Origin of the sequence: Achromobacter xylosoxidans, from assembly GCF_002192695.1 — a bacterium.
Classification (GTDB): domain Bacteria; phylum Pseudomonadota; class Gammaproteobacteria; order Burkholderiales; family Burkholderiaceae_B; genus Achromobacter; species Achromobacter xylosoxidans_C.
Map to the genome: position 1 here is coordinate 1 of NZ_MTLG01000012.1, position 633 is coordinate 633.

At 67.9% G+C, this 633-nt stretch carries 1 protein-coding gene; it reads left to right on the forward strand.

The window, feature by feature from the left end; all coding sequences use genetic code 11:
* On the forward strand, positions 1-633 hold a 633-nt coding region (locus BRO63_RS03900; protein WP_256943233.1), incomplete at both ends, for a DNA topoisomerase.

Consider the following 633-nt stretch of genomic DNA (forward strand, 5'->3'; position numbering starts at 1 on the left):
CGCCACGCAATTCAAGGTCGTCAAGGCGCTTCTGGCGAAGGCGACCCAGCTTGTCATCGCCACCGATGCCGACCGCGAAGGCGAGTTGATCGCTCGCGAGATCATCGAACTGTGCGGCTACCGCGGCCCCATCGAGCGGCTATGGTTGTCGGCACTCAACGATGCGTCCATCCGCGCCGCGCTGGGCAAGCTCAGGCCATCGGCCGAGACGCTGCCGATGTACTACTCGGCGCTGGCGCGATCGCGGGCCGACTGGCTCGTGGGAATGAACCTCAGCCGCCTGTTCACCGTGCTCGGTCGACAAGCGGGCTACGACGGCGTGCTGTCGGTCGGCCGCGTGCAGACACCGACGCTCAAGCTCGTGGTGGACCGCGACCGCGAAATTGCGGCCTTCGTGTCCGTACCGTACTGGGCCATCGACGTGTCCCTGTCCGCTAGCGGCCAGTCTTTCACCGCGCAATGGGTTCCGCCCGATGCCTACACCGACGACACGGGCCGCTGCCTGCAGCAGCCGGTCGCACAGCAGGCCGCGCAGCAGATCCACGGCGCGGGCAGCGCGCAGGTGGTGTCGGTCGAGACCGAGCGCGTGCGCGAAGGCCCGCCGCTGCTGTTCGACCTGGGCACCTTGCAGGA